At 48.3% G+C, this 18,999-nt stretch carries 18 protein-coding genes and 2 tRNA genes; 14 read left to right on the top strand and 6 right to left on the bottom strand.

Annotated features, from left to right (window positions below; genetic code table 11):
• Positions 1–78 precede the first annotated feature (78 nt).
• Positions 79–150 (bottom strand) — tRNA-Val (locus tag N5910_RS09345).
• Between the two features lie 22 nt (positions 151–172).
• Positions 173–244 (bottom strand) — tRNA-Val (locus N5910_RS09340).
• A 122-nt stretch (positions 245–366) separates the two neighbouring features.
• Between N5910_RS09340 and ilvE the strand changes: the two genes are divergently transcribed.
• Together ilvE and N5910_RS09330 are read left to right on the top strand one after the other, a co-directional pair.
• Complete coding sequence (ilvE, locus tag N5910_RS09335) at positions 367–1,287, top strand: branched-chain-amino-acid transaminase (protein ID WP_261599600.1); 921 nt, start codon at positions 367–369, stop codon at positions 1,285–1,287.
• A gap of 37 nt (positions 1,288–1,324) precedes the next feature.
• The gene (locus N5910_RS09330) at positions 1,325–2,155 is read left to right on the top strand and encodes an undecaprenyl-diphosphate phosphatase (protein ID WP_261599599.1); all 831 of its coding nucleotides are present in this window, start codon (positions 1,325–1,327) and stop codon (positions 2,153–2,155) included.
• Between the two features lie 245 nt (positions 2,156–2,400).
• Here N5910_RS09330 and N5910_RS09325 read toward each other — a convergent pair whose 3' ends face one another.
• Entirely contained in the window at positions 2,401–3,048 is a 648-nt protein-coding gene (locus tag N5910_RS09325; protein ID WP_084531301.1) for a hypothetical protein, read from the bottom strand.
• 62 nt (positions 3,049–3,110) lie between these two features.
• Positions 3,111–4,184, bottom strand: a complete 1,074-nt coding sequence (gene cobT / locus N5910_RS09320; protein WP_191216282.1) for a nicotinate mononucleotide-dependent phosphoribosyltransferase CobT — start codon at positions 4,182–4,184, stop codon at positions 3,111–3,113.
• An 82-nt stretch (positions 4,185–4,266) separates the two neighbouring features.
• Here cobT and N5910_RS09315 point away from each other — a divergent pair, with 82 nt between their 5' ends.
• Genes N5910_RS09315 through N5910_RS09295 form a run of 5 tightly spaced genes read left to right on the top strand, consistent with a single transcriptional unit; the run spans position 4,267 to position 9,445 of the window.
• Positions 4,267–5,871 (top strand): bifunctional N(6)-L-threonylcarbamoyladenine synthase/serine/threonine protein kinase, encoded by a 1,605-nt coding sequence (locus N5910_RS09315; protein ID WP_261599598.1) that lies wholly within the window; start codon positions 4,267–4,269, stop codon positions 5,869–5,871.
• Between the two features lie 58 nt (positions 5,872–5,929).
• Complete coding sequence (locus N5910_RS09310) at positions 5,930–6,511, top strand: XTP/dITP diphosphatase (protein WP_261599597.1); 582 nt, start codon at positions 5,930–5,932, stop codon at positions 6,509–6,511.
• On the top strand, positions 6,511–6,912 hold the full coding sequence (locus N5910_RS09305; protein WP_074359636.1) for a 30S ribosomal protein S15: 402 nt from the start codon (positions 6,511–6,513) through the stop codon (positions 6,910–6,912). The genes N5910_RS09310 and N5910_RS09305 overlap by 1 nt, the downstream gene beginning before the upstream one ends.
• A complete protein-coding gene (locus tag N5910_RS09300; RefSeq protein ID WP_084531299.1) occupies positions 6,878–8,257 on the top strand; it encodes a single-stranded-DNA-specific exonuclease RecJ in 1,380 nt (459 codons plus the stop codon). The genes N5910_RS09305 and N5910_RS09300 overlap by 35 nt, the downstream gene beginning before the upstream one ends.
• 3 nt (positions 8,258–8,260) lie before the next feature.
• Positions 8,261–9,445 carry an aconitase X catalytic domain-containing protein gene (locus tag N5910_RS09295; protein WP_261599596.1) on the top strand — a complete coding sequence of 395 codons (1,185 nt, stop codon included), beginning with the start codon at positions 8,261–8,263 and terminating at the stop codon, positions 9,443–9,445.
• A 17-nt stretch (positions 9,446–9,462) separates the two neighbouring features.
• Here the strand turns inward: N5910_RS09295 and N5910_RS09290 are convergent, their stop codons facing one another.
• Positions 9,463–10,974: a GAF domain-containing protein gene (locus tag N5910_RS09290; RefSeq protein WP_074359634.1), complete on the bottom strand. Its 1,512-nt coding sequence runs from the start codon at positions 10,972–10,974 to the stop codon at positions 9,463–9,465.
• Between the two features lie 275 nt (positions 10,975–11,249).
• Here N5910_RS09290 and N5910_RS09285 point away from each other — a divergent pair, with 275 nt between their 5' ends.
• The 7 genes from N5910_RS09285 to pyrB all read left to right on the top strand — a co-directional run bounded on the left by N5910_RS09285 (position 11,250) and on the right by pyrB (position 17,581).
• Entirely contained in the window at positions 11,250–11,921 is a 672-nt protein-coding gene (locus tag N5910_RS09285; protein WP_074359633.1) for a DUF169 domain-containing protein, read from the top strand.
• A 2-nt stretch (positions 11,922–11,923) separates the two neighbouring features.
• Positions 11,924–12,718, top strand: coding sequence for a DsrE family protein (locus N5910_RS09280; protein ID WP_238337906.1), 795 nt, complete (start codon positions 11,924–11,926; stop codon positions 12,716–12,718).
• Between the two features lie 82 nt (positions 12,719–12,800).
• Positions 12,801–13,046, top strand: a complete 246-nt coding sequence (locus N5910_RS09275) for a DUF5400 family protein (protein WP_261599595.1) — start codon at positions 12,801–12,803, stop codon at positions 13,044–13,046.
• Between the two features lie 252 nt (positions 13,047–13,298).
• The gene (locus N5910_RS09270) at positions 13,299–13,631 is read left to right on the top strand and encodes a hypothetical protein (RefSeq protein WP_145924549.1); all 333 of its coding nucleotides are present in this window, start codon (positions 13,299–13,301) and stop codon (positions 13,629–13,631) included.
• Between the two features lie 75 nt (positions 13,632–13,706).
• The gene (locus N5910_RS09265) at positions 13,707–15,902 is read left to right on the top strand and encodes a DEAD/DEAH box helicase (protein ID WP_074359840.1); all 2,196 of its coding nucleotides are present in this window, start codon (positions 13,707–13,709) and stop codon (positions 15,900–15,902) included.
• A gap of 22 nt (positions 15,903–15,924) precedes the next feature.
• On the top strand, positions 15,925–16,659 hold the full coding sequence (locus N5910_RS09260; protein WP_074359629.1) for a tRNA (adenine-N1)-methyltransferase: 735 nt from the start codon (positions 15,925–15,927) through the stop codon (positions 16,657–16,659).
• Positions 16,660–16,672: 13 nt separating this feature from the next.
• Entirely contained in the window at positions 16,673–17,581 is a 909-nt protein-coding gene (gene pyrB, locus N5910_RS09255; RefSeq protein WP_074359628.1) for an aspartate carbamoyltransferase, read from the top strand.
• 39 nt (positions 17,582–17,620) lie between these two features.
• Here pyrB and cdc6-1 read toward each other — a convergent pair whose 3' ends face one another.
• Positions 17,621–18,769: an ORC1-type DNA replication protein Cdc6-1 gene (gene cdc6-1, locus N5910_RS09250; protein WP_074359627.1), complete on the bottom strand. Its 1,149-nt coding sequence runs from the start codon at positions 18,767–18,769 to the stop codon at positions 17,621–17,623.
• Positions 18,770–18,999 lie beyond the last annotated feature (230 nt).

Below are 18,999 nucleotides of genomic sequence, written 5' to 3'. Positions count from 1 at the left end.
AAAACCAGAAATCCTCCGGTCATTCAAATCTTCTATGCCTTAATAAATTCAGAAGCTGAAAATCAATAAAAGGTCCAGTGGGCCGGACGAGATTCGAACTCGTGACCACCTCGTTGTGAGCGAGGTATCATACCCCTAGACCACCGGCCCCTATGGATTTAAATAGAACTAATGGGCCGGACGAGATTCGAACTCGTGACCACCTCGTTGTAAGCGAGGTATCATACCCCTAGACCACCGGCCCTCACTCTGACTTTAAATTTTTACAGTATATAAATTTTTCCCGGAGATGTTAACCGGGAGAATCATATAAATACCCTTTTATACCTTAAAGGTTAATGAAGATCATTCTCTGAGGTTATTTTCATGTCATGCAAAGCCAGTGGAAAGATATGGTTCAACGGTGAAATGGTTGAATGGGAAAATGCCACGTTACACGTACTCTCACACGTTGTACACTATGGATCAAGTGTCTTTGAGGGAATACGCTGTTATAAGAACAGGAAGGGCTCAGCGGTTTTTCGTTTGCAGGAGCATGTGAGGAGACTCTTCGACTCTGCAAGGATCTACAGGATGGAGATACCCTACACTGAAGATGAGATCTCTGATGCCATAGTTGATACCATCAGGGAAAATGGCCTTGAGGAGTGCTATATAAGGCCCGTGGTTTACAGGGGTTACGGTGAGATGGGTGTAAATCCTGTGAACTGTCCTGTGGAGGTTGCCATAGCAGCCTGGGAGTGGGGTGCCTATCTTGGTGCCGAGGCCCTTGAGGTGGGAGTTGATGCGGGTGTCTCCACATGGAGGAGGATGGCCCCCGATACCATGCCTAACCTTGCAAAGGCCGGTGGTAATTATCTTAACTCCCAGCTGGCCAAGATGGAGGCCGTGCGGCATGGCTATGATGAGGCAATAATGCTCGACTATCATGGCTATGTGAGTGAGGGGAGTGGAGAGAACATATTCCTTGTTATGGATGGTGAACTCTACACTCCACCGGTTTCATCATCACTCCTCAGGGGGATAACAAGGGACTCTGTCATAAAAATTGCAAGGACCGAGGGTATAAAGGTCCGTGAAGAACCCCTGACAAGGGAGCTTCTCTACCTTGCTGATGAAATATTCTTCACCGGCACGGCTGCAGAGATAACGCCTGTAAGGTCCGTGGATGGTGTTGAGATCGGGTCCGGCAGGAGAGGGCCGGTCACCAAGACCCTGCAGGATGAGTTCTTCAGGATAATAAGGGCCGAAACCGATGACAGCTTCGGATGGCTCACATACATCTGAATTATAAGTGAAAAGTTATAAGTTATAAGTGATAAGCATGGATGTTATTCAGGCGATTATCATAGGGACAGTTCAGGGACTCACAGAGTTTCTCCCGGTAAGCAGCTCAGCACACCTTGTACTTGTACCTGAAGTCCTGGGTGTTCAGGGCAGCCTTGCCTTTGACACGGTCCTCCATGTGGGGACCCTGGCTGCAGTATTCACCTACTTCTGGAACGATATAGTGCACATGGTCAGGGCGTTCCTATCCAGCATAGGGGACATCCCATCAGGGAACTTCAGGGAGGGTATCAGGGAGGACCGGTTCAAGAGGCTTGCATGGATGGTGATCATAGGTACCGTGCCTGCTGGCCTTGCAGGCGTGTTATTTAAGGACTTCTTTGAGGCCCTATTCAGCAGCACGGTTGCCGTTGGTTTCTTCCTCATTGTAACAGGTCTACTGCTGTGGGGATCCGAGAGGGTCAGCAGGGGCGTCAGTGAAAAACTGTCCATTGAAAAACTGGGTGTCCGTAACTCGCTCATAATCGGGTGCGCGCAGGCCCTGGCCATAGCCCCCGGGATTTCACGTTCAGGGGCAACGATATCAGCAGGTCTTTTCCTTGGCTTTGAAAGGGAGCTGGTTGCCAGGTACAGTTTTCTCCTCTCAATACCCGCAATACTTGGAGCGGCACTTGTACAGGTAAAGGACATAATTGTTGGGTTTGATCTCCTTGGGGCCAGCATGATCGCCGGTTTTTTGGCGGCTGCGGTATCAGGTTACGCTGCAATCAAGTTCTTCCTTAAGCTCATAAAGGAGAGGGACCTTAACGTATTCGCCTACTACTGCTGGGCCCTCGGTATCATCACCCTTGCAGTGTTCCTCCTCTGATCATTTTAGATCGGCACAAGGAGATTAACCGACTCATCACAACACAGAATTTATTTTCACAGAAGAGAGAAGCGATCCTTCACCATTATCTCCCCAGCATTCACCACCAGACAAACCCTTACCTGGATAACCCGCCAAGAATTATCACTGAGACCGATTCAACAGAACAGAAAAACCCTCCCATTACCCTACATGCACTTCTGGGTGAGATTAACACTTACAATTATTCTATGCCAACAAACCCTTCACCCTACATGCACGGAACAGACATGACCATGGAAGTAGGACCATGATACCTGCTGCTTTGTGAGGGTATAAACCCACCATGTACTCCAGAATACCTCAAGGATGGCTGCCGCTGCAAAAACCAGTAAGATCACCGGTAAGAGGAAGACCAGCCTCTCCCTGAAGGCCCTTTTAAATGGTTCTGCAGAGCCCGCGTAAACTGACTTCATGAGCGAGTAAAAGAAGACAGCTGCAGCTTCAAGGGAAAGGAGGCATCCCACCACTTCAAGGTGAATGTGCAGTGTGCCGGCATACACAAGTATGCCATATAAGCCCATCCTTGATATGAGGGCGTGTAAAAGACCACCTGCAAGGACGAATAAATTCAAAACAGGGGCTGCCGTGGTGAGGGTGAAGATAAAGAGAAGCACCTGTTTGATGTTTGAGATGAATATTCCAAGGGCGACTCCACCAAGATAATCAATAAACTGTGCCCTGAAGCCTGGGTAGTGTGAAAAACAGACGTTCATGTCCCCTGTTAGAAAACCATAGCTCCCGGCTGCTCCAAGGGCATTCGAAACAAAACCATAAATATAAAGGGCTGCTGACAGGACCATAAGCCGAGGATGGGGGATTATGGCCTTCAGATGCTCCTTAAATCCAGACATTCAGATCCACGCCCTTATCATGGGAATGTCTTTAAATCCAGACCGGGAGCCGGGTCCGGATATCATGGGAATATCCTGCTGCAGAGCTCCTCAACCCTCCCGCGGATTGCATCAACTGAGACACCGTGCAGCATGGCAGCCAGCATGGCGCCCCCGGCACCAACACCCTCCTTCACGGATCCGTTGAGGTACTCGTGAAGCCCCTTATGGGATGCCCTTTCAAAGGATGGGTCGACGGCGTATATATCAATCTCATCTATCTGTTCAGCTATCCTGTTTATATCGGAGGTCTCATCCTCTGCAACAAAGATGGTTGTTGCAATTGCAGTCCCTGAAAAATCAAATTCAGGGTCCAGGGCCTTTATAAGGGCGCATACAGCGGTCATCTGCGTCCCGCCGGCAAGGGTTACAGGGACACTGCTACCCATGCATATACCAGCCACCGCAGGTATCATTGGATCCCCAACTGCACCGACAGCCATGAAGGGATCATCCCTACAGTCCCCCGGTCCAATACCTGCCTTCTTAAAGCCCTCCATCACAACATCCCTTTTAAGGTTGTGGGGGTTCACTGGCATGCTTGCACTGACCCTGAAGTCTGCATCGTATCCCAGGGCTGTTAGAACACCCAGGGCTGTTGTTGTACCTGCAGGTGTGCTCTCACCAATAACAAGGTGTTCTGTCATCTCAGAGAGGGTTTTTCCCAGGATCAGGGCCCTTTCATAGATTCCCTGGGGGTCATCGACAGCCCTCCCTGTCCTTATGTCCCTCCCATGGACAGAATTGATGGTTATGTATGGAAGATCCGGCTTCACCGAGGCTCCTGCATCGGCCACTATGAAGGGTATCTCTGCAAGCTCAAGGGAAGCCTTTGTTATAACCGCAGGCGTTGGTGCGGACTCCCCCTCCACGATGGTCTGGGGTATCTCAGGAAGACACCTGGGGGCATCATGTACTATGAGTTCAACGTCTGCTGCTGGTGTGTACTCTGTTAAGTCAGGGCTTGCTCCTGCCCCTGTTATCCCCTCTATCCTTGATGTTTCTGTTGTTGCAATGGTGCAGAGGAAGAGGGTTTCCCTATCATAAACCTCATGGAGAAAATCACCTGACCCATAAATCTTCAGTCCATCAAACATTCAATCACCTCTCCTACTGTATATAACATAGAATACATAAAATTAGACCCTAGGAGAAATGTCACAGCCGGTGGTCAGGAAAATGTTATGCCTTGGTATAGAGGGAACAGCCGAAAAGACAGGTGTGGGTATTGTCCGGGACGACGGGGAAATACTCGCAATAAAAGGAAAGCCACTTATACCAGAAAAGGGAGGTATACACCCAAGGGAGGCCGCTGAACACCATGCAAGATGGATACCGGTCCTTGTAAGGGAAGCCTGCCATGACGCTGGAGTGGAGATAGATGAAATTGGACTCATATCATTTTCAAGGGGCCCTGGACTTGGCCCTGCCCTCAGAACCGTTGCAACCGCTGCAAGGACCCTTGCACTTTCCCTCAGGATCCCCATTGTAGGCGTGAACCACTGCATAGGACATATAGAGATAGGAAGGTTAACCACTGGAGCCAGGGACCCGGTCTCCCTCTATGTAAGCGGGGGGAACACCCAGGTGATAGCCTTCAACCAGGGCCGTTACCGTGTGTTCGGTGAAACCCTGGACATTGCCGTCGGCAACATGGTGGACCAGTTCGCACGTGAATCAGGCCTCGGACACCCTGGAGGACCCGTAATTGAAAGACTTGCACGTGAATCATCAGGGTACATTGAACTCCCCTACAGTGTTAAGGGGATGGACCTTTCATTCTCAGGGCTCCTCACCGCAGCCCTCCGGAAACTCGAGGCAGGAGCCGGTCTGGAGGATCTGGCCTACAGTCTGCAGGAAACCGCATTTTCAATGCTTGTGGAGGTCACCGAGAGGGCCCTAGCCTACACAGAAAAGAATGAAGTGCTGTTATGTGGTGGAGTGGCTGTTAACGGTCGGTTGAGGGAGATGATGGAGACCATGTGCAGTGAACACTACGTCGACTTCCACATGCCGCCGCCAGAGTACTGCGGTGATAACGGTGCCATGATAGCCTGGCTTGGCCACCTTGTCTACAGGCACAGCGGACCGGACAGTATCCGGGATACGGGTGTCATACAGCGCTACAGGACAGATGAGGTGGATGTTCCATGGATGTCTGAATCACCGGGTGGTATAGATCTCCCCCATGAACTCATGGCAAAGGGTGCCGAGGCAAACATATACATGGGCGGGTGGCTTGACAGGAAGTGCGTGGTTAAGGAAAGGATCTCCAAGGGCTACAGGATCCCTGAAATAGACCAGGATCTCAGATCATTAAGGACGAGGAGGGAAGCCAGGCTTATCAACCAGGCTAAGAATGCCGGTGTTCGAACCCCCCTCCTCCTTGACCTTGACCCTGAGAAGGGTTTGATGGTGATGGAGGCCGTTGATGGTTTGGAGTTCAAGGAAGCCCTTGAAGAGGACCTAGGGATCTGTGAGAGGATCGGTGAGGACATATCAAAGCTCCACAGGGCGGGTATAATACACGGCGACCTCACCGGATCCAACATCATCCTCAGGGGGGATGAGGTGGTCTTCATAGACTTTGGACTTGGAAGGTTCTCGGATGAAATCGAAGACATGGGAGTGGACCTACTCGTCCTCAAGAAGTCCCTTGAGAGCACCCACTACCGTGTGGCTGATGAATGCTTCAGGAGGGTCCTTGATGGTTACATGAGGGAAGGGATCGATATCAGAGAAAAGATAGATGAGATCGAGTCAAGGGGAAGATACACATCATAGGATCATAAATAGACGAAGTCAAAAGGAAAATACCCATAAGATACCATGGACATGCTTCATGAGGGGTGTGATATCCTTGAAGATAACATTTATAACAGGTAACAGACACAAATTATCTGAGGCAGAAAGGATATTCCATGGCACAGGCATAGAACTTGAGCATGCTGATATCGGCTACCCTGAACTCCAGGGGACACTGGAGGAGGTGGCGAGGTTCGGTGCAGAGCATGCAGCCAGGGTCATGGACTGTCCGGTGATCGTAGAGGATGCAGGACTCTTTATAAGGGCCCTTAAATGGTTCCCAGGTCCATACTCTGCCTATATACAGGATACCATTGGAAACAGTGGCATCCTGAAACTAATGGAAAATGTTGAAGATCGCTACGCCGAGTTCAGGTCGGCTGTTGGGTTCTGCACCCCCAACTCCGAACCCGAGGTTTTTTTAGGCGTGGTGAAGGGACGTATAGGTACTGAGGAACGTGGAACAAGGGGCTTCGCATTTGATCCCCTCTTCTATCCTGAAGGAATGGATAAAAGCTTCGGAGAGATCAGTACCAGCGAAAAAAACAGGTTTTCCCATAGAAGCCGGGCCCTCAAGAAATTTGCCCGGTGGTTCATTGAAAATTATGAGGTGATCTGATGTCTCTAAAACCTGAATGGGTTGAATACTCAGACGAAGAAATAGAGGATCTTATAGTGAAACTTTACAGGGAGGGCAACTCCGCAAGTAAAATTGGAATCATACTGAGGGACCAGCACGGTATACCCAGTGTAAAGGCTGTTACAGGACTTAAAATAACAGAAATTCTGGATAAACATGAATTAAAACCAGAATACCCTGAGGACCTTATGAACCTGATAAGAAAGGCCGTTAACATAAGGGACCACCTTAAAGAGCACCCTAAGGACCTCCACACAAGGAGGGGTCTTCAGATCGTTGAATCCAAGATAAGGCGTCTTGTAAGGTACTATGTAAGAGAAGGTGTCCTGCCTGAAGGATGGAGATATGACCCACAGAAAGCAGCCCTCCTCGTCAAATAAACTTCCTGAAACAATTACAGTCCGTGGCGGTGAGGCTTCACGGGTCCTTGAGGAACATGTAAATGAGGGCAACATAATCCGTGTAATCTCACACAACGACGCCGATGGTCTATCGGCTGCTGGAGTTGTGGCCAAGGCCATTTCATCAAAAAATGGCCAGTTCCACATCTCCATCCTTTCACGCCTGAAAAGGGAATTCATAAAGAAACTGGCAGGGGAGAAATACTCCCTCTTCTTTTTCTGTGACATGGGAAGCGCCCACCTTGAGGATATATCCCGCCTCAGGGGAGATGTTATAATTGCAGACCATCACCAGCCCTCCGATTTCAGGACGGACTCAAATATAGTGCACCTCAACCCCCACCTGCATGGCCTTGACGGGAGCAGGGACCTCAGTGCATCAGGGACCGCCTACATCGCCACAAGATCCATCACAAGGGACACGGCCCCCCTTGCCCTTGTAGGGGCCTTCGGTGACATGCAGTACGATGATGGTTTCAGGGGCGCCAACAGTTTCATAATGGAGGAGGCCATTGAATCAGGCACGCTCCAGGCCCACAATGACCTCAGGATCGCATCAAGGTACCATGAACCACTCTACAGGTCCATAGCATACACCTTCAACCCTCCCCTCCCCGGGTTAACCGGCGACATGGAAGCCTCCAGGGGTTTCCTTGAAAGGATAGGTGTCTCATATGGTGTCAGGTACGGTGACCTTTCACCCGAGGAGAGGGATATCCTAAAGGAAGAACTGATACGCATAAACCCGGCTATATTCGGGGAGGTCCTCACTGCAAGGGGATTCCAGCCAGAAATAAGGGACCTTTCTGACTTTGCAAGGGTCCTTGACGCCTGCGGTAAGAACCGTAAATACGGGATCGGGATAGGTTTATGCCTTGGTGAAGGTGAAGGAGCCCTTGAAGTTGGCCTGGAACTTCAGAAGAACTACCGTGAAGAAATAATCAGGGGCCTTTCCTGGATAAGGAGGGAGGGTTCATCTGTAATGTCAAATATACAGTACATCTACAGTGAGCATAAGACCTTCAAAAGCATAATGGGTACAATTGCAAGCATATCACTATCCCTCCAGCTCCTGGACCCTGACATCCCCCTCCTCGGCCTTTCACGCATGGACCGCCATGTCAAGGTCTCTGCAAGGACAACCAGGTCCGCCATTGAAAGGGGCGTTAACCTTGGCCTTGCCCTCAGGGATGCTGCCTCAAGTTTCGGGGGTACCGGGGGAGGCCATGATATAGCAGCAGGCGCCATGATACCCTACAGGGACATGGAAAGCTTTCTGCAGCTTGTTGATGAGATTATCGGGACCCAGACAGGTAAGGTGTGAATAATGTACCTCAGCAGGACTGAAGAGAGAATGTATGATGGGGAGTTCGGTGAAACCATCCAGAAGAGCATGGAGATACTGGTTGCCCTGGGGGACATCTACGGTGCTGAAGGAATGGTTGATATCAGCTCCGCCCAGATTTCAGGTGTGTCATACAAGACCATAGGGGATGCGGGACTGGAATACCTTGAGGATCTCAGCTCACGCGGCGCCAGGGTGAAGGTTACAAGTACGCTTAACCCTGCAGGACTTGATCTTGAAAGATGGAGGGAAATGGGTTTTTCAGAGGAATTTGCAGAGAGGCAGATAAGGATAGTTGATGCCTACTCATCCATGGATGTTATGAACACCTGCACATGCACCCCCTACCTCATAGGGAACGTTCCCCTGAGGGGCTCCCATATCGCATGGTCAGAGTCCTCGGCCGTATCATACGCAAATTCTGTCCTTGGAGCCAGGACAAACAGGGAGGGTGGACCCGGTGCCCTGGCAGCTGCAATATGCGGAAAAACACCCGAATATGGCTATCATCTTGATGAGAACCGTGCCGCCACCCTGGTTGTTGATGTTGAGTGTGAACTCTCGGGTTCTGATTACGGTGCCCTGGGACACATTACCGGTAAAATGGTCGGTGAGGGTGTACCCTACTTCCGATTCATTTCAAAGCCTGAGCCGGACGACCTCAAGACCCTCGGGGCCGCCATGGCATCATCAGGGGCCGTTGCACTCTACCATGTTGAGGGCCTGACACCCGAGTACATGGATGCGGATGCATCAGGGGCTGATGATCATGTGAGCATCGATGCAGGGGATATTGCAGGTGCAAGGGAGTCCCTCTCAACCTCCACGGATGAACCTGACCTTGTATGTCTTGGATGCCCCCACTGTTCCCTGGGGGAGATAAGGAGGATAGCATCATTTTTAAGGAATAATGAACCTGGAGTGGAGTTCTGGGTCTGCACATCTGCGTCCATAAAGAGCGCCGCAGACAGGATGGGGTACACTGAGACCATAGAGGCTGCAGGCGGGATGCTTGTCTCTGACACCTGTATGGTTGTTGCCCCTGTAGAGGAACTTGGCTACGGTGTCCTGGGGGTTGACTCTGCCAAGGCAGCCAACTACATACCGGGTATGTGTGGCCTTGAAGCGGTCTATGATGACTGGATGAACCTCCTGTCAAGGCCATGAGGTCCATCAGTGCGGCCTCAGATTCCTGCCCCTGCAAGGGCGCTTCCGAGCTGAAGACCTATCGATGAGAGGTTCTCAAGGCTTATCCTGTTGTAGGGTTTTACATCGTAACTTGCAAGGTTCAGAATCCCTATTATCTCCCCTGAGAATTTGATGGGAAGCATTAGGAGCGTTCTTATATTATTTTTACGTATGGATTCATGGAGCAGTCTGTATTCCGGTGATTCAGAGGTTATGTATATTATCTTCTCCTTCTCAACCGACCTGCTGAAGAGGTCCCTGAAAACACCTGCCATGCACATTTTACTCAGTGTTTCCGGGAGGTTCTTCTGGGCCCTCATCTCAAGTTCCCTTCCCTCATCCATCAGGTAGATGCAGCCCATCTCAAATCCAAGGGTTTCTATAACAGCTTCGATTGATCCTTCAAGCATCCTATCCTCCTTTTCACCGCTGTTTATAATCTCTGAAACCCTGTTCATTGCTATAAGGGTCCTTATGAACTCTTCCTTCTCCCTTTTCAGTTTCTCCATTGAGAGGTACTCTGAGATTTCATCGGCAACCATCTCGATGATTTCAAGGATCTGTGAGGATACCGAATCATCAGATGTCCCTATGATAAGTGCCCCTGTGGCCCTCTCCTCGACTATCAGGGGGACTGAAAGCATTATTTCACCGGTTTCGGTCTGCCAGGAGACCGTCTCGAGGGTTTCCATGCTCCTGTAAATGAAGTAGTCCACCTCGCCAATATTAATTGTCTCTGGGTGTTGGTGGATGACTTCAAGGCCCGATGCATCCCTTCCTACAAGTGCAAGTTCACTGAGGGATAGGAGTCCTGAAAGTTCTTCCCTGATGGAGAGGAGGAATTCTTCAAGGCTTCCGGCTGAGGATCTTAACCTTGTGATGGTAAGAAGAACCTCGAGTTCGCCCTTTGAGAAGGAGGAACTTGCAGGGTCCCTTGCAATTATCACCCAGAAGTCATTGACAGGGTTTATTGAAAGGCTGTAGCTTCTTCTTATACCATCCCTGCCCCTGAGGTCCGCCTGTACTGTCCCTGCTGATTTCATTTTCTCCTTAAAAATCAGGAGGCTCTCTCTGTCCATGATATCCTCAAGGTTCCCGGTTCCAGGGAACATTCTTCTGAAGGGTTCATTGGCAACGATGATGTCAAGGAATGTGTTGACTGTGAAAACAAGTTTGTCGGGGTCGTCAACTGTTCTCTCAAGTTCAAGAAGTTCCAGGATTGTCCTGTGGAGTTTTGATGCGTTCTTGATGATCTCTGAGTCCCTGGATGTTTCATCAGGAGTTTCTGCGGCCCTTACATCGGCGTCGTCTGAGAGCATCCATAGCTTGCTCCTGCCGACGGACCTGTAATTAACAAGGCCCCTGGCCTGGAGTATGTGGAGGTATTTAAGTACCGTTGCCCGGCTCCTGTTTATACCCCTGGTTATCTTGTCCAGCATGCACTCCTCTGGAGGGTTTGACCTGAGGTATGAGATTATCAGTTTCTCTGTTTCAGAAAGGTTTTCCATGTATTCACCCGATCCTTTAATGATTTACTTTATGGTATAACCATTTATTATAATTTAAGGTTAGGTCTTCGGCTGAATACTGAGGTCATGGGTTCTTCACCTGAGGAATTATGAGGATTTGATGCTGTTAGATTATGTATATCATGATATGAACATTTTTTGGATGATTTCAGCCGGTGCTCAGCCATCCCTCCCCCCACCATACATTAGAAAAATTTAAATAGTAGTTTTTTATACTATACGGTATAGTTATACTGAAATGTAGAGGTGGTTTTGTGGATTATAAAAAAATATCAGAAGACCTTAAAAAACTCCTGGGCCTTGAAGGAAGCCCTGTGGCGGTGAAACTCCTTAAAGAGGAAGATGAACACCGCGCCATGAAACTTGAAAAAAAGAGGCACTGTGAATTCATACAGGATGCAAGGCTTGGTGGTGTAAGTGGCTATGCAACCTGTGAGGAGCACCTGTGCAAGGGGGGAGCTGGAGTAATGGGTATATGCGACCTGCCAGGGCCCGTTGCAGATGGAAGCATGTACCATAAACTCGGGAACTACAGCACCCCCGAGGCAGCGAAGGAAACCGTCGAGGCAATACCCGTGGTGACTGGGAAATACCGTGCATCACTTTACGCTCCCCTTGAAGATACTGACTTTGAGCCTGACTCTGTGGTTTTCATAGTAAAACCAGCTCAGGCCCTCAGGTTAAGCCAGGCCTACCTTCATTCACGTGGTGGTAGAATGGCCGGTGACTACTCAGGGATACAGTCCCTCTGTGCAGATGCTGTTGCAGCAGTAAAGGAGAGGGGCATACCCAACATGACCCTGGGCTGCAACGGTTCAAGGAAGTACGCGGGTGTTAAACCAGAGGAACTCATAATAGGGATACCCGCAGCAGAACTTGAGGGAATCGTGGATGCCCTTAAAAAATTCGCTGAAGAATGGGGTTAAGTATGATCAGTCTTAAGGGGATAAATCCATACGCAGCAGCGGTAATAACAGAGAACATCCTTAAGAACGGACCTGAAAAACTCAACATCCTCCTGGATGCGGATATAAGGGAAATCAGAGATCTGGCAGATAAATACGGTGTGAATATTTCATCAAGGAAGGTTGAGGATGGTTTGGTGCTTACAATGACAGCCGGAGAGATGGAAGAGATAGATGTTACCGGGGAAACATGTCCCGGCCCCGTTATAACTGTGGGTGAGAAACTCTCATCACTCAAAAAAGGTCAGATGATAAAGGTTAAATCAGGAAACCGGGACACCCTGGATGACCTTGAAGTTTCAGCCGCTGAAATGAATGCAGTGGTTGTTGAAAAATCAGATGACTACATAATACTGGAAAAAACAGAGAAAAAGGATCCGGTTGAGATCACCGGAAGAGACAGGGTCCTTGTGGTGCAGAGCAACGGGACAGCAAACGCTGAAAGGGCCTATGCAACATTCATATTCTCAAAGGCCGCCAGGAGTATGGGCAAGGAAGTCATAATCTTCCTCCTTATGGACGGTGTCAGCCTTGCAAGGAAGGGTGGTGCCTCAAATGTCAAGCACCCGGCATTCCCGCGCCTCGATGAACTCATGAGGGAAGTGATTGATATGGGTGTCCAGATATACGTATGCGAGATGAGCGCCCAGTTCAGGGGTATTGATGACAGCGCCCTTGAAGATGGATGCAAGATTGCAGGTGCTGCAACATTCATAACACTACTCAGTGACCCCAGATACGCTGTGGTGAACTTTTAGAGGTGATATAATGATATATCAGGTTATTGTTCTGGCATTTCTCCTTTCTGGAGTTACATCTGGCTTTATAACATTCCGTATCATGGGAATGAAAATGGCACCGCACTTTGGTGTGCTTCTGATCTCCATAATTGCAACGGCCCTGAATATTCTGATGGGTGGTGGAATACTCTACATTGCAGTGGCTCTTCAGGTCCTTGCAGGCATATCAGCCTACATACAGTTCATGCCTGCTCTTAAGGACAATTTCCAGACTGCTCCACTCTATTCAGCCCATCTCAGCATGATGACTGTTGCTGCGATTCTGGGGCTTGCTTCAGTGTTTTAAACCACATATTCTTTAATTTTTATTATCTCTCACTGTGCAGTCCCAGAAGTACAGACATTAGATCTTTAGATAATTCAAAGTAAGTAAACTGGATGTTTCTTCATCACTGGTAAACAATATCCTGGATATACTTGAAAAAAACCCATTTAATATTTCACGTAGATCCCTATGGAACTGCAGGTAAAGCAGAGAGAAAGCCAAGGAAATATTATTTCTTATCCCCATCAATAAAAGCAAGCTTGAATTTCATTCTTGGAAGATATGCTCCGGAAAAAAAATGAATTCCTGGGACCATTAGCAGAAAACCTAGTTGCATCTTCTTTTTTCAAAATGAAAGAAAGGGGTATATTAAATGGAATATTATATCCGGCAGATCCCGGAAGCGTAGATTTCCTTTTAAGCAGAGCAGACGGAGAAATAATTCCCGTAGAGGTTGGAGTAGGTAGAAAAAGTAAGGGACAGTTAAAAAAAGCCATTAAGAGATATAAATCAAATTATGGAATTTTAGTATCAAAAAGAAGCCAAATAATTGAAAAAGAAGGTAATGTGATTCAAATCCCTCTAACAACATTTTCATTTATCTAAATTTTATCAGCACATATTCAGGGCCCTGAGTTCCCGGCGAGCAAGTTAAATAAATTGATGGTCAAAGAAAAGATCATGGCAAGGTACATAGAACACCCCCTCATAAAACCAGGGGCCATTGAGGCAAGGACCTACCAGCAGGTAATGGCAGCCGGTGTGCTTAAAAAGGGCAATTCAATGATCGTGGCCCCTACAGCCCTGGGTAAAACAATCGTTGCGGTTCTTGTGGCTGCTGAAAGGCTCACGAAATTTAAAGGGTCCAGGGTTCTTGTCCTTGCGCCCAGCAAGCCCCTCGCAATACAGCACGAGGAAAGCTTCAGGGAGTTCCTCCTTGCAAGCTGCACGTCCATCACAGGAAGTATAAAACCAGAGGAAAGGGTTAAGCGCTGGAATGAATCTCAGGTTATAACCGCAACACCCCAGACAGTTGAATCAGACATCCTGAGTGGAAGATACGATCTGAGGGATGTTTCTCTAATTGTTTTTGATGAATGTCACCGGGCGGTTGGGTCCTACTCCTACGTATTCCTTGCATCAAATTACATCCAGAATGCAAATAACCCCCTCATACTTGGACTCACCGCATCTCCAGGTTCAGATGAGGATAAGATAAAACACGTCTGTGAAAACCTCTTCATAAGGGATGTTAGCGTGAAAACAGAGAATGATCCCGACGTAAGGCCCTACATAAAACCCGTAAAGATTGAATGGGTGAAGGTGAAGATGACCCCTGAACTGGAGGAGATAAGAGAACACCTGAAAAGGGCCCTTAAATCCAGGATGAAGATCCTGAAGAACCTTGGAGTTATAGACAGCATAAACGCCGGTAAAAAGGACCTCCTCATGGCAAGGGGGCGTGTCCAGAACAGAATCGCCCGTTCAACAAACCCTCCAAAGTCATGTTACAGGGCAATCTCACTCATAGCAGCCTGTATAAATGTTGAACATGCAGTTGAACTCCTTGAAACCCAGGGCATAAACCCCCTCCAGAGGTACATTGAAAGGCTCAGAAAGAAGAATACGAAGGCTGCGAAGGGCCTTATCATGGACCCGGACTTTACCAGGGCCGCGTACCTTACAAGAAAGGCCTCTGCATCGGGAATAGAGCATCCGAAACTTGATAAACTCATGGAAATCCTTAAAGAAGAACTCAGGAACACAGAATCAAGAATAATAGTCTTCACACAGTTCAGGGACACCCTTGAGGAGATCTACCAGAGGTGCCTCAGGGAAGAAATAAATGCGGTTAAATTCTATGGCCAGAACAGCAGAAGCGGTGAGAAGGGCCTTACACAGAAACAGCAGCGGGAGATAATCAAATCCTTCCGTATGGGTAACCATGATGTTCTTCTCTCAACAAGCGTGGCAGAGGAGGGTATAGACATACCCTCGGTGGACCTCGTCATAATGTATGAACCGGTCCCCTCTGAGATAAGGATGATTCAGAGGCGTGGAAGGACAGGGCGGAAAAGATCAGGGCGGATGATGGTCTTGATAACAGAAAAAACCCGTGATGAGGCATACTACTATTCAAGCATGAGGAAGGAGAATAGGATGAAGAAGAGCCTCAGGGGGGGCTCGGTGGAAATTGATGTTGCCCCTCTTCCTGTGAAGGAGGAACCCCGTGAAAGGCCATTCATATACGTCGACTCCCGGGAGGTGAATTCAAGGGTCATCAGGGAACTGAAGGGGATGGGGGTGGAGTTTGAACTCAGGGCCCTTGCAGCGGGTGACTACCAGGTGAGCGATGATGTGATCATAGAAAGAAAAACCACCCAGGACTTCCTTAACTCAATCATGGATAAAAGGCTCTACAGGCAGGCCAGTGAGATGGTTAAAAGTTTTAAAAAACCAGTTATAATAATCGAAGGTGAAGACCTCTACTCAGGTTTCATAGGCCCCGATGCTGTAAGGGGGGCCCTTGCAGCCGTTGCAGTGGACTTTGGAATACCCATGATACCAACAAGGTCCCCTGAAGACACAGCCGCAATGATAAAAAGAATAGCCATAAGGGAGCAGGAAGAAAAGAAACCAGACATGCGTGTAAGGACTGATAAAAAGCCCCTCACACTGAGGGAAAAGCAGCTTTTCATCGTTGAATCACTCCCCAACATAGGATCCAGGTACGCCCTCAGACTACTTAGAAGGTTCGGATCAGTCATGGGGGTCATGAATGCATCAGAAAAGGAATTAAGAAAGGTCGAAGGTATAGGTAAAAAGAGGGCCTCTGAGATAAGGGAAGTGCTGGAATCAGAATTCAGGGATGATTAAAAGGATAAGGAAAGGTGATTTATTGCATTTACTGATGGATGAAAGGGGTAAAAGATATCTTATAAAGCCGGGCTCCGGTTTTGAGTCTGACGTTGGAATAATCAGCCCAGAGGTTATAGAGGAGAGCCAGCCGGGTCAGGTGATTGAAACACACCTTGGAAGGAAGGTCCTTGTACTCAAACCAAACCTCTCAGATTACTTTGAACTCATGGAAAGGAAGTGTTCAATACTCCTGCCAAAGGACCTTGGACTCATATCCGCTTACACCGGACTCCCAAAGGGTTCAAGGGCCCTGGATGCGGGTACCGGGGCGGGTACAGTTGCAATGTACCTCGCAAATCTTGTGGGGGAATCAGGGCATGTTACAACCTATGAGGTCCGCGAGGACTTTGCGGAGGTCGCGGAGAGGAACATCAGGAACTTTGGCTTCAGGAACATAGAGCTGAAAAACAGGGACATAAAGGATGGTATGGATGAGGAGGACCTTGACCTTGTCTTCCTGGACCTTCCAAAGCCATGGGAGATAATGGAGGATGTCCATGAATCCCTCCTCAGGGGTGGGTGGGCGGTTTTCTACAACCCCTACATTGAACAGGTGAAACTTATCCATAGAATCGGTTCAAAGGCGGGTTTTGGTGATATAAGGACCTTTGAAACAATTGAACGTGAAATTGAAGTTAGGAAACAGGGGACAAGGCCAAGGACAAGGATGGTTGGACATACAGGTTACCTCACCTTTATGAGAAAGATGATCTAGGAGGGGACTGTGAATGTTTGAAAATGTGATTTCAATAAAGGATTTCAGCAGAAAGGACATTGAGGTCATCCTCAGAGAAGCAGAGAAGATGGAACCAATCGCGGCTGGAATGGAATCATCAGATATTCTCTCAGGGAAAATGCTTGGGATGATGTTCTATGAGCCTTCAACAAGGACAAGGCTGTCATTTGAAACTGCCATGAAACGGCTTGGTGGTGATGTTGTTGGTTTTGCAGATACAGGGGCCATATCTGCAGCTAAGGGTGAGAGTCTTGCCGACACCGCCAGGATGCTTGCAGGTTACTCGGACGCCATTGTAATAAGACATAACCTTGAGGGGGCTGCCCGCTATGTTTATGACACCGTTGATGTCCCGGTTATAAATGCAGGGGATGGTTCCGGTCAGCATCCAACCCAGACCCTCCTGGACCTTTACACCATGAACAGGTTCTTCGGAAGCATAAGCGACCTGAGGGTGGCCCTTGTGGGTGACCTCAAGTATGGAAGGACTGTCCACTCCCTTGCCTATGCCCTTGCAGCCTTTGGTGCTGCAATGAGTTTTGTATCACCCCCCGAGTTAAGGATGCCCGATGACATCATACATGACCTTCAGGGGGGAGGGCTTGAGGTTAATGAAACTGAAAAACTTGAGGATGTTATAGATGACGTTGATGTCCTGTACGTTACAAGGATACAGAGGGAACGTTTCCCTGACCCTGAGGAGTATTCAAGAATAAGGGGCGCCTACCGTATAGACAAGCCAATGGTTGAGGAGAGGGACCTCATCGTGATGCATCCGCTGCCAAGGGTTGATGAGATATCACCTGATGTTGATTCGCTTCCCCAGGCCATGTACTTCAGGCAGGCTTTTTATGGTGTTCCAGTCAGGATGGCCCTCCTGAAGATGCTGATAAAGAACTGAATGAATGCGTTACCCCTCTCTGCAATCCTTATCTTTCCATCACACACCCCAGAGAGAATCCTCAAGAAGAGACGTGTCGCACTGAAGATTTATTATATTTGTCCTGCCCTTTCCTCTACCCCTTGACACCGTGTTTGTTGATATGAGGCCCAGCATTTCAAGCTCATTTATGAAGTCGAATATTCTCCTGTATGAAACGGAATCCCCCTTCGATATGTCCTTGTAGACCTCGTAGAGTCTTCCTGAAGTTATCTCTTCCTTCCTCTTTGTCAGGTACAGTATTGCTTCAAGGACCCTCTGCTGCTGGCTTGGAAGTGTGAGTACTATGTCCGTGATCTTGTTGTGCTCTATGTAATCCTTGGCCTCCCTTACAAAGTCTCCCTGGACGATTTCGGATTCCCTTTCATCTGCAATTTCTCCAGCTGTTCTGAGAAGGTCAAGGGCGTACCTTGCATCACCCTCCTCCTTCGCAGCCAGGGCAGCGCAGAGTGGAATAACATCATCATCAAGGGCTCCTTCCTTGAAGGATAGTTTGGATCTTTCTTCAAGGATATCGACAAGTTGCTGGGCTCCGTATGGTGGGAATACTATTTCCCTGTCCCTTAGACTGCTCCTGACCCTTGGCTTTATGAATTTCTTGAATTCAACATAGTTACTTATTGACAGTATCGAGACATTATCAGTCCTGGTCAGCGTGTATAGAAGGCCGTCGCCATCGTTTCTGAGGAGTATGTCAATCTCGTCAAGTACAACCATGAGTATCATGTCCTGGCCAAAGGCGTTTTTCTTGAACATGTTCCTGAAGGTGTTAACAATTTCAGCCTTTGTCCAGCCACGGTAGGGGACATCACGACCGAGTTGCTGGCACAGCCTGGCTATAACCTGATACTCTGTTGTGTAATCTGTGCACCTTATGTACTCTGTCCTTATATTAACATCACAGTCCCTTGAGGCCTCCTTGAGCTGTTTCATGGCAAATTTAGCCACCGCAGTTTTCCCTGTCCCGGTCTTACCGTATATTGTTACGTCGGGTGGTGTTACTCCATTGAGGGCCTCGACCCAGTACTTTGCTATGGACCTTATCTGTTCCTCCCTATGAGGTAGTCTATCAGGTAGGAACCTGTGATCCAGAAACTTTTTATCCTTAAAAACAGATTCTTTGTCCCCAATTTCATCAAAAATATTCATAGTATCCCTTCTAATGATATTTATTTGCAAGAAAACTGCTGTAGCCACCTTCAGGTTAACCCCAGCATGAACAGCTGATCATGTTCATCTGGGAAGTCCTATAGGTTGCAGTGCCCTTCCCACCACAGTATTCTCTGGGGTCAGGTGATAGGTTTCAAGTGTAAATTTTCTTATTGAATCTATTAGATAAAAGTTTTTATTATTTATGTGTGTCAGCAGTATGATGGATG

Source organism: Methanothermobacter wolfeii (assembly GCF_025397995.1).
GTDB lineage: Archaea > Methanobacteriota > Methanobacteria > Methanobacteriales > Methanothermobacteraceae > Methanothermobacter > Methanothermobacter wolfei.
This window is presented reverse-complemented; position numbering and strand designations above follow the sequence as displayed.

Coding starts and splice junctions, on each gene's coding strand:
- N5910_RS09305 (WP_074359636.1), top strand. CDS start 6,511: ATGTCTCTAAAACCTGAATGGGTTGAATACTCAGACGAAGAAATAGAG.
- N5910_RS09265 (WP_074359840.1), top strand. CDS start 13,707: ATGGCAAGGTACATAGAACACCCCCTCATAAAACCAGGGGCCATTGAG.
- ilvE (WP_261599600.1), top strand. CDS start 367: ATGTCATGCAAAGCCAGTGGAAAGATATGGTTCAACGGTGAAATGGTT.
- N5910_RS09310 (WP_261599597.1), top strand. CDS start 5,930: ATGAGGGGTGTGATATCCTTGAAGATAACATTTATAACAGGTAACAGA.
- N5910_RS09315 (WP_261599598.1), top strand. CDS start 4,267: ATGTTATGCCTTGGTATAGAGGGAACAGCCGAAAAGACAGGTGTGGGT.
- N5910_RS09275 (WP_261599595.1), top strand. CDS start 12,801: ATGGGAATGAAAATGGCACCGCACTTTGGTGTGCTTCTGATCTCCATA.
- N5910_RS09300 (WP_084531299.1), top strand. CDS start 6,878: ATGACCCACAGAAAGCAGCCCTCCTCGTCAAATAAACTTCCTGAAACA.
- cobT (WP_191216282.1), bottom strand. CDS start 4,184: ATGTTTGATGGACTGAAGATTTATGGGTCAGGTGATTTTCTCCATGAG.
- N5910_RS09330 (WP_261599599.1), top strand. CDS start 1,325: ATGGATGTTATTCAGGCGATTATCATAGGGACAGTTCAGGGACTCACA.
- pyrB (WP_074359628.1), top strand. CDS start 16,673: ATGTTTGAAAATGTGATTTCAATAAAGGATTTCAGCAGAAAGGACATT.
- N5910_RS09295 (WP_261599596.1), top strand. CDS start 8,261: ATGTACCTCAGCAGGACTGAAGAGAGAATGTATGATGGGGAGTTCGGT.
- N5910_RS09325 (WP_084531301.1), bottom strand. CDS start 3,048: ATGTCTGGATTTAAGGAGCATCTGAAGGCCATAATCCCCCATCCTCGG.
- N5910_RS09280 (WP_238337906.1), top strand. CDS start 11,924: ATGATCAGTCTTAAGGGGATAAATCCATACGCAGCAGCGGTAATAACA.
- N5910_RS09290 (WP_074359634.1), bottom strand. CDS start 10,974: ATGGAAAACCTTTCTGAAACAGAGAAACTGATAATCTCATACCTCAGG.
- cdc6-1 (WP_074359627.1), bottom strand. CDS start 18,769: ATGAATATTTTTGATGAAATTGGGGACAAAGAATCTGTTTTTAAGGAT.